Annotated in this window: 4 protein-coding genes; all 4 read right to left on the reverse strand. The window is 40.4% G+C overall.

What is annotated here, in order from left to right; genetic code table 11:
• A partial coding sequence (locus tag AC1DRF_RS24230; protein ID WP_477741898.1) for an urease subunit alpha occupies positions 1-682 on the reverse strand: 682 nt, incomplete at its 3' end.
• 1 nt (position 683) lies between these two features.
• Complete coding sequence (locus tag AC1DRF_RS24235; protein WP_013083758.1) at positions 684-1,010, reverse strand: urease subunit beta; 327 nt, start codon at positions 1,008-1,010, stop codon at positions 684-686.
• A 13-nt stretch (positions 1,011-1,023) separates the two neighbouring features.
• A complete protein-coding gene (locus AC1DRF_RS24240) occupies positions 1,024-1,326 on the reverse strand; it encodes an urease subunit gamma (protein WP_013057659.1) in 303 nt (100 codons plus the stop codon).
• A gap of 152 nt (positions 1,327-1,478) precedes the next feature.
• A partial coding sequence (locus tag AC1DRF_RS24245; RefSeq protein WP_477741899.1) for an anthranilate phosphoribosyltransferase occupies positions 1,479-2,187 on the reverse strand: 709 nt, incomplete at its 5' end.

The raw sequence follows: 2,187 nt of genomic DNA on the forward strand, positions 1-2,187 counted from the left end.
CTGTGGTTCCCCAGTCTTCATGAAGCTTTAGTCCAATCGCTCCAGCTTCAATTTGCTCAATTAAAGGCTCTTTGGCACTTGCATTCCCTTTTCCTAAAAAGCCAATATTCATTGGGAATGCTTCAGCAGCTTCAAGCATTCGTTCAATATGCCAAGCTCCGGGTGTACAAGTTGTCGCTTTTGTTCCTGTAGCCGGTCCCGTTCCTCCTCCAATCATTGTTGTCACGCCAGAGGCAAGAGCAGTTTCAATTTGCTGCGGACAAATGAAATGAATATGTGCATCAATACCGCCGGCGGTTACAATTTTCCCTTCTGCTGCAATCACTTCTGTACTCGCACCAATGATGATGTCTACTTCATCCATCAGCAGGGGATTGCCCGCTTTTCCGATAGTTTGAATGAGTCCATCTTTTATTCCAATATCTGCTTTATATATGCCTGTATAATCAAGAATAATTGCATTTGTCAACACTAAGTCCGCTGCTTCGTTTCGTGTTGCAAGAGGATGCTGCCCCATTCCGTCACGAATGACTTTTCCTCCGCCGAATTTTACTTCATCTCCGTACGTGGTGAAATCTTTTTCAATTTCAATAAATAGCTCTGTGTCTGCTAAACGAACAGCATCTCCAACGGTTGGTCCAAACATATCTGCATACTGACGTCGCGACATTTGAAAACTCATCTTATACATCTTCCTTTCTATCAGAAAGCGATCTGTTTGTTTTATTGTTAAGACCGTAGATTTCTCTTGTTCCGGAGAAAGCAACGAGATCCACTTCTTTTGCATCACCTGGTTCAAAACGAACGGCTGTGCCGGCCGGAATATTTAAATGATAGCCAAGCGAAGCTTCGCGTGGGAACTCGAGCGCAGCATTCACTTCAAAAAAATGAAAGTGTGACCCTACTTGAACAGGTCGATCGCCTCTGTTGATTACAGTCACGCTAATTGATTTCTTACCGTTATTACATGTGATTGGGTCTTTTTTTAAAAAATATTCTCCTGGAATCATATCTTCCCTCCTCTTAACGAATTGGATCGTGCACAGTGACGAGCTTGGTTCCGTCTGGAAAGGTAGCTTCCACTTGAATATCATGAATCATTTCCGGAATACCTTCCATTACATCTTCTCGTTTTAAAATCTTGGTCCCTTCTCGCATTAGCTGTGCTACCGTCTTGCCATCACGAGCTCCTTCCATAATTTCATATGTAATAATAGCTACTGCTTCGGGATAATTAAGTTTTAATCCTCTTGTCTGACGGCGTCTTGCTAAGTCTGCAGCTACGACAATCATTAATTTTTCTTGTTCTCTCGACGTAAGTTTCAATGAAAGCTTCCTTTCTGCTAATCTATTTTCTAATTAACATCAAATGTGATACTTTCTAACACAAATACATAACTAATTATATTAAATTTTCTGACAAAAAACAAAGAATTTATCTCTTCCGATAAAAAAAGATGAGCATGTTTGCTCACCTTTTACTCTTCTGAAATCGCTTGTGTTTTCCACTTCTGCAGGTGTTTCCAGCCCAAACCTTCAGCTAGCTGGCGTTTTGCATAGTCTACTCCTTTTTCAATAGAAGCTTCATAACCAAATAGATAATAGCGCAAGCCAGCGTTTAATACTACTTGATTATAGACGTAAGTCAGTTCGGAAGAAGATTCACCCTCCAGAATGCGCGTCACATATTCCGCTTGTTTTTCAACACTTATTTTCTTTTCAAAGTGCTCTTCTTCCACGAACAGTCCGTATTCTTTTGGATTGACAATAAACGACTCCATCTCTCCTTCTGAGATCGTAAAAACAAAGCTGCTTCTATGTACAGGTACATCTTCTGATCCTTCTATCCCTTGTACCACGTATACGTGTTTGAAATGCAGAGAAGCAAAAATAGGCACAATCTTATTAATGGCCGTACGGTGAAAAGCGCCCATCATTAAAGAAGAAGCATTCGATAAGTTTAGTAGTTTTTCAACCGTATTAATAAGTGTCCTTACACCAATTTCATGACGAACTTGTTTGATGCGGCTAAGAGGATAAGAGATTGTTTCGGCATTTACAAAGCCAATTTTTAACGTTTCAAACGCATGACCGATGTCTTCAATMGTTTGAGCTTGAGGGATCTGTAATGAATGAAGTACGTCTTCAATCGTTGTTCCAAACTTTGGAGGAAGTGCTTCTGTACAG

It is taken from the genome of Priestia sp. P5_B4 (assembly GCF_056400385.1).